Source organism: Intrasporangium sp. DVR (assembly GCF_040365325.1).
Classification (GTDB): Bacteria; Actinomycetota; Actinomycetes; order Actinomycetales; family Dermatophilaceae; genus Intrasporangium.
This window is the reverse complement of the sequence record NZ_BAABZW010000027.1, coordinates 1-6,042: the sequence shown is the minus strand read 5'-3', so window position 1 is coordinate 6,042 and position 6,042 is coordinate 1. Positions and strand designations below refer to the sequence as shown.

The window sequence follows — 6,042 nt, the reverse complement described above, 5'->3', positions numbered from 1 at the left end:
GAACGCCCTCGTAGTTGCTCGGCCGCGGCGCCCGCGCGGGACGCTCCTGGCCGGCTTCGTGACGCTCGATGACGCGCTTGACGGTCTTGTGCGTGGTGCCGCAGATCTCTGCAGCCGCACGGTAAGTGCCCACCTGCTGGTAGGCGGCAATGATGTCCATCTCTTCCCTCTTGCTCTTCAATGGAGCTCCCTGAGCGGTGACCGGTGACTGGCTAGACACCGCCACCGTCACCGCTCAGGCCTCAAGCTCCGGGTCGACACGACGAGCAGAGGGTGGGGACTACTACATGGCCACCAGTGGGGACCTCACCTGGCCACCAGTGGGGACTTTTCCATGGCCATGGACACGCGTCGACCACCCTGAAGTCGCCGGAACGGAACAACTCCGCCGTGATCGAGGGCGACGTCGGCGAGGCCGTCCAGCGACCCAGCCAGGACGAAGGCAAGGACATCCTCGTCAATGGCAGCGGAGCGCTGGTCCGAACGTTGATCGACGACCACCTGCTCGTGGTCCACCCGGTCGTGGTGGGCTCCGCGCTCCGGCTTCGATGGCACCAGCAATCCAGTGGAACTCGCGCTCCGACTCTCACAATCCTTCGCCAACGGCGTCATCGCGCTCACCTACCGCCCCACCGGAGCAGCTCGGAGCGTCCGTCCCCTGGCCTGAAGCGACGATCCCAGGGCCGTGACGGTTGCCCTATCTGGGCGGAATGACACTCGCTCCCTCGTTGGTGGACCAAGCCCGTTATGAGCGGCTCGGCACGCTCCCGGTCACTCCTACGGATCAGAAGGTTTGGTTTCGAGGACTTGACCAGACTGGTCCGACTGTCGCTTCAGGGGCTGTCGGGCGACTCAAAGCCCAACCGCTCGTACACCGGCTCTGCCTTGCGACCCGAATGGACCGTCACGTGAAGGGACCGAGGGTGCGTCGCATGCTTCGAAGCAGCCTCCACGAGCGCCGAGCCGATCCCCTGGCCTCGCTGCTTCGGCATGACGAAGACGCTCTGGATGTCTGCGGACAGCCGACTTGTCGCTCCGGGTCTCGGGACGCGCGGGACGAGCGCGACCCAGGCCATGCCGACGATCTCCGGTGGGAGGAGTCGAGCGACGAATGCCAGGTGCGAGTCCTTGGTGCGCGGCCCACCAGTGCGCGAGCTCAGCTGCGAAGGCGTCAACGGAACGCTGTGCTGGTTCCTCATCAAGGGTGTCCAGACACAACAGTCGGGCCAAGTCTGCGATGTCGTCCGCATTGGCCTGACCGATCCTCACGAGACGAGTCTGTCATCTGATTGATCGGAAGTAGCGAAGCCGTGACGGGTGGGGCCTCGAGCCGGCAGCACGATCGCCAGCCCACCCCGCAGCGTGACAGTGGGTCGGTGAGGGGCGGCGCGCCTGCCACGTTGTTGCTGGATTCCGCGGGTGATCTGTTCATGCCCTTCCTCCGGGCTCGTGGGGCCCGGCACCCGCCGCTCGTGGAGCAACGTGGGTGGGCCGGCCGATCAGGGCTCCGTGCCGGTGCGGCGGTCCCGCTCCTGCCGCTCCTCGTCGGTGACGTAGCGGTCGGCGTACTCCTGTCCGGAGGATCGGGCGATCCGAGACATCAGGGCATCCGTCGCCTCCCGCCAGGCTGCAGGGTCGTCGGGGTGGCCCGCCCATGGAGACAGGTCGATCGGCGCGTCGTAGGTCACCTGGACGCGGCCCCGGCGCGGCCTGCCCGTGCCCGGCAGCCGCACCTCCCGGGTGCCCCGGACCACAACGGGGATCACGGGGACTCCGTGGGGGAGGGCAAGGCGCATCACTCCGGTGCGCCCCCGGTAGAGCCTCCCGTCGGGCGAGCGCGTCCCTTCCGGGAAGAGGGCCACGACGCCGCCGTCACGCAGGACGCGCCCCGCCGTCTCCAGCCCGGGGTTCGCCGTCTGGGCGCTGGCCGGGTCGATCGGCACCTGGCCGACGGCTCGAAGGAACCAGGCGAGCGCCCGCCGGCGCAGGCTGGTCCCGGTGTAGTACTTCGCCTTTGCGATGAAGATGACGGGCCGCGGCACGCCGAGCGCGATGACGACCGGGTCGATCATCGTCGTGTGGTTGCCCGCGAGGATGAACGGACCGGTGCGCGGCAGGTGCTCGCGGCCCGACCAGCGCGGCCGGACGTACCAGCGGGCGATGGGCCCGATGACGACGTGCTTGAACAGCCAGTACCACACGGGCACAGCGTACGGACCGGAGTCAGTCCTCCAGGTAGGGATCGGTCACCTCGCGCAGCTTCGCCAGCGCCTCGCGCAGCTGGCCCATCCGCCGTGGACCGAGGTGCTGCTCCCATTCACGCTCGATGCGCGCCTCCTCTGCCCGGGCGAGCGGGATGGCGGCCTGGCCACGGGCGGTCAGGCGGACGAGCCGCGCTCGGCCGTCGGTGGGGTCGGGGACCCGCTCGACGTAGCCGGCCCGCTCGAGCTTGTCGACGAGAGCGGTGGCGGTCTGCTTGGCGACCTGCGCTCTCTCCGCCAGAACCGTCAGGCGGGTGCCCCCGTCGTCGATACCCATGAGCAGCCGGCTCTGGGCGATGGTCACGTCGCCGTAGCCCTTGGCCGCGACCGCGTGGTAGATGCGGTTCTCGGCGGCTCGGTGAGCGATGAACATGAGCAGGCTGGTCGGCAGGTCGCGTGACATGAAGGTCCTTGAACTAGTCCTATGATCGCACTATATTGGTTCGTTGATAGGACTAGTTTACGCATTGGGGGTGGACATGGCCTCGCACCGGGTGCGGATCCATCAGGTCGACTTCTGGTTCGACCCCGTGTGCCCGTACTCGTGGACGGCATCTCGGTGGCTGCTCGAGGTCGAGCGCAGCCGACCGCTCGACATCCGGTGGCATGTGATGAGCCTCTACCTCCTCAACGAGCGTCGCACCGAGGATCCCTCCTACATCACGTACCTCGCTGAGGTCTCCGGTGTCGCCAAGGTCGCGAGCGCCGCCGCTGCAGCCCACGGCCAGGCCGTCCTGAGGGATCTGTACGCCGGATTCGGCACACGGATCTTCGACGAGTGGCGCTACGCGAGCGCGGACGAGTGTCGCTCGGCGATCGTCGGGGCCCTGGCCGACGCCGGCCTACCGACCGCACTCGCGAAAGCCTTCGACTCCGACGGCTTCAGCCCCCTGCTGCGTGACAGCCACGAAACCGCCGTCGCCCTCGTGGGCGACGAGTGCGGCACCCCCGTCACCCGGATCGACGGCCACGCCTGCTACGGGCCGATCCTCAACTCGATCCCCCGAGGGGAGATGGCAGAGCGCGTCTTCGACGGGGCGCAGCTGCTCGCCGGCGTGCCCGACTTCTATGAGCTCAAGCGAACCCGCACGACCGCACCGGTCTTCAGCTGAAGGAGAATCGGACATGGACACCGACGATCTGTGGGCGGCGATCGACGACCAGCGTCGCCGCACCGCGGACCTTCTCGACACGCTCACCCCGACACAGTGGGAGCAGGAGTCCCTCTGCCAGGGCTGGACGGTCCGCGACGTAGCGGCCCACCTCACGCTCCAGCAGCAGCACCTCACCGACGCGCTCCGCTTCGTCGTCCACCACCCCAGCCTGCTGCGCAGCGGCTCCCTGAACCGCGCCATCCACCAGTCCGCCAAGCTCCAGGCACGGCTGCCCACCGCCGAGATCATCGCGCGGATCCGTGCCTCCACCGGGTCGAGACGGCACAACTCTTTCGTCACCGAGCGGGAGACCCTGACCGACATCCTCGTTCACGGCCAGGACAACGCCGTCCCCCTCGGGCTCGAGCTCACGATGCCGACCGCGGCGTCGGCCGAGGCCGCCACCCGGGTCTGGGAGACCCGGGGCACCTGGCTGGCGCGGGTCTTCCGCACCCTGCCCCTCGAGGGGTGCCGGCTGACTGCGACCGACATGGACTGGTCGGTGGGCCGCGGTCTCGAGGTCGCCGGGCCGGTCGGGGCGCTGCTGCTCCTGCTCACCGGGCGGACGGCGCTCGCGGACCAGCTGACGGGACCCGTGCCGGTGCGGTGAGCCGCCCCCTCCACGCACGGCCCTCCACGACACGTGTGCGGAGGGGGAGGCCGACCGGTAGGCGCCCGTCCCAGCTCGGGGGGTACTGGGACGGGCGCTCTGTTCTGAAGACGGGCGGGGCCGGCGATCGTGACGCGGTTTCTGTGATCTTCGTCGAAAACGTGTCAGCAGCTCCTTCCGGCGTTGTGCAACGGCGACCCCTGTGGTGGAGTCGGCCTGGACCCGTCCGCCGTTGCACGATCCGGAGGCATCATGACCGACGTCCTCGACCCGACGCTCTCGCACACCCGCGGGGAGACCCACACACCTCTGCTCGAGCAGACCATCGGCGACAACTTCGATGCCACGGTGGTCCGCTTCCCCGACCGCGAGGCGCTCGTCGACGTCACGCAGGGCAGACGCTGGACGTATGCCGCTCTGCGCGCTGACGTCGACCGGCTCGCTCGCGCTCTCCTGGCCATCGGGGTCCAGACGGGTGACCGGGTCGGCATCTGGGCGCCCAACTGCTCGGAGTGGACCCTCGTCCAGTTCGCGACCGCGAAGATGGGCGCGATTCTCGTCAACATCAACCCCGCCTACCGGGCGCACGAGCTGCACTACGTCCTGGGCCAGGCCGGGATCTCCACGCTCATCGCGGCCGAGTCGTTCAAGTCGAGCAACTACCGCGAGATGATCGAGGAGGTGCGGCATGACATCCCGGGCCTCGAGCGGGTCATCCTCCTCGGCACCGAGGACTGGGACTCGACCCTCGCGCAAGCCGACCGGGTGAGCGAGAGCGAGCTCAGCGGCATACAGGCTGCGTTGAAGGCGACCGACCCGATCAACATCCAGTACACGTCGGGGACGACGGGCTTCCCCAAGGGCGCGACGCTGAGCCACCGCAACATCCTCAACAACGGCTTCTTCGTCGGCGAGCTGTGTCGGTACACCGAAGCGGACCGGGTCTGCATCCCCGTGCCCTTCTACCACTGCTTCGGCATGGTCATGGGCAACCTCGCCTGCACCACCCACGGCGCCTGCATGGTCATCCCGGCGCCCGGCTTCGACCCCGCCGCCACCCTCCAGGCGGTCCAGGACGAGACGTGCACGAGCCTCTACGGCGTGCCGACGATGTTCATCGCCGAGTGGAACCTGCCGACCTTCGCCGACTACGACATCAGCTCCGTCCGGACCGGCATCATGGCCGGCTCGCCCTGCCCTGCCGAGCTGATGAAGAAGCTCATCGCGTCCGGGATCGACGAGATGACGATCTGCTACGGCATGACGGAGACCTCACCGGTGTCCACGCAGAACCGCACGGACGACACGTTCGAGCAGAAGACCGGCACCGTGGGCCGAGTCCACCCGCACCTCGAGATCAAGATCGTCGACCCGGGGACCGGCGAGACGGTCAAGCGGGGGCAGACCGGGGAGTTCATGACCAAGGGCTACTCCGTCATGCTCGGCTACTGGGACCAGCCCGACAAGACCGCCGAGGCCATCGAGGACGGCTGGATGCACACGGGCGACCTCGCGGTGATGCATGACGACGGCTACGTCGAGATCACCGGCCGGATCAAGGACATGGTCATCCGTGGTGGCGAGAACGTCTATCCCCGAGAGATCGAGGAGTTCCTCTACACGCACCCCGACATCCTCGACGCCCAGGTCATCGGCGTCCCCGACGAGAAGTACGGCGAGGAGCTCTGCGCCTGGGTCCGGATGAAGGAGGGCGCCGAACCGCTCACCCCGGAGGCGCTGAGGGAGTTCTGCACGGGCCAGCTCGCGCACTACAAGATCCCACGCTACGTCGAGGTCGTCGACGAGTTCCCCATGACGGTCACAGGGAAGATCCGCAAGGTGGAGATGCGCGAGGCGACGGCGCGACGACTCGGCCTGGCCTGACGCAGAACCTCCAGCCGGATGGCCGAGTACTCAAGCTCATGCGGGCGCCGACCCGCCGCACTAGGCTGGGAGACAACGCCGCCCGTGGCGTTCGACTAGGGCGTGTCTCCCTTATGGCGGGTGAGACACGCGA

Annotated in this window: 8 protein-coding genes; 3 read left to right on the top strand and 5 right to left on the bottom strand. The window is 68.2% G+C overall.

Annotated elements, in window-relative coordinates; genetic code table 11:
* The 5 genes from ABWV20_RS17905 to ABWV20_RS17885 all read right to left on the bottom strand — a co-directional run.
* The coding region (locus ABWV20_RS17905) for a helix-turn-helix domain-containing protein (RefSeq protein ID WP_353357601.1) at positions 1 to 181 on the bottom strand (181 nt) is incomplete at its 3' end.
* Positions 182 to 306: 125 nt separating this feature from the next.
* Positions 307 to 516: a hypothetical protein gene (locus tag ABWV20_RS17900; RefSeq protein WP_353357599.1), complete on the bottom strand. Its 210-nt coding sequence runs from the start codon at positions 514 to 516 to the stop codon at positions 307 to 309.
* A 317-nt stretch (positions 517 to 833) separates the two neighbouring features.
* The gene (locus ABWV20_RS17895; RefSeq protein ID WP_353357597.1) at positions 834 to 1,199 is read right to left on the bottom strand and encodes a GNAT family N-acetyltransferase; all 366 of its coding nucleotides are present in this window, start codon (positions 1,197 to 1,199) and stop codon (positions 834 to 836) included.
* Positions 1,200 to 1,499: 300 nt separating this feature from the next.
* Positions 1,500 to 2,201 carry a lysophospholipid acyltransferase family protein gene (locus tag ABWV20_RS17890; RefSeq protein ID WP_353357595.1) on the bottom strand — a complete coding sequence of 234 codons (702 nt, stop codon included), beginning with the start codon at positions 2,199 to 2,201 and terminating at the stop codon, positions 1,500 to 1,502.
* 22 nt (positions 2,202 to 2,223) lie between these two features.
* A complete protein-coding gene (locus tag ABWV20_RS17885) occupies positions 2,224 to 2,664 on the bottom strand; it encodes a MarR family winged helix-turn-helix transcriptional regulator (RefSeq protein WP_353357593.1) in 441 nt (146 codons plus the stop codon).
* A 76-nt stretch (positions 2,665 to 2,740) separates the two neighbouring features.
* Here ABWV20_RS17885 and ABWV20_RS17880 point away from each other — a divergent pair, with 76 nt between their 5' ends.
* The 3 genes from ABWV20_RS17880 to ABWV20_RS17870 all read left to right on the top strand — a co-directional run bounded on the left by ABWV20_RS17880 (position 2,741) and on the right by ABWV20_RS17870 (position 5,909).
* Positions 2,741 to 3,373, top strand: coding sequence for a mycothiol-dependent nitroreductase Rv2466c family protein (locus ABWV20_RS17880; RefSeq protein WP_353357591.1), 633 nt, complete (start codon positions 2,741 to 2,743; stop codon positions 3,371 to 3,373).
* A 13-nt stretch (positions 3,374 to 3,386) separates the two neighbouring features.
* Positions 3,387 to 4,025, top strand: coding sequence for a maleylpyruvate isomerase family mycothiol-dependent enzyme (locus tag ABWV20_RS17875; protein ID WP_353357589.1), 639 nt, complete (start codon positions 3,387 to 3,389; stop codon positions 4,023 to 4,025).
* Between the two features lie 252 nt (positions 4,026 to 4,277).
* The gene (locus ABWV20_RS17870) at positions 4,278 to 5,909 is read left to right on the top strand and encodes an AMP-binding protein (RefSeq protein WP_353357587.1); all 1,632 of its coding nucleotides are present in this window, start codon (positions 4,278 to 4,280) and stop codon (positions 5,907 to 5,909) included.
* Positions 5,910 to 6,042: the final 133 nt, after the last annotated feature.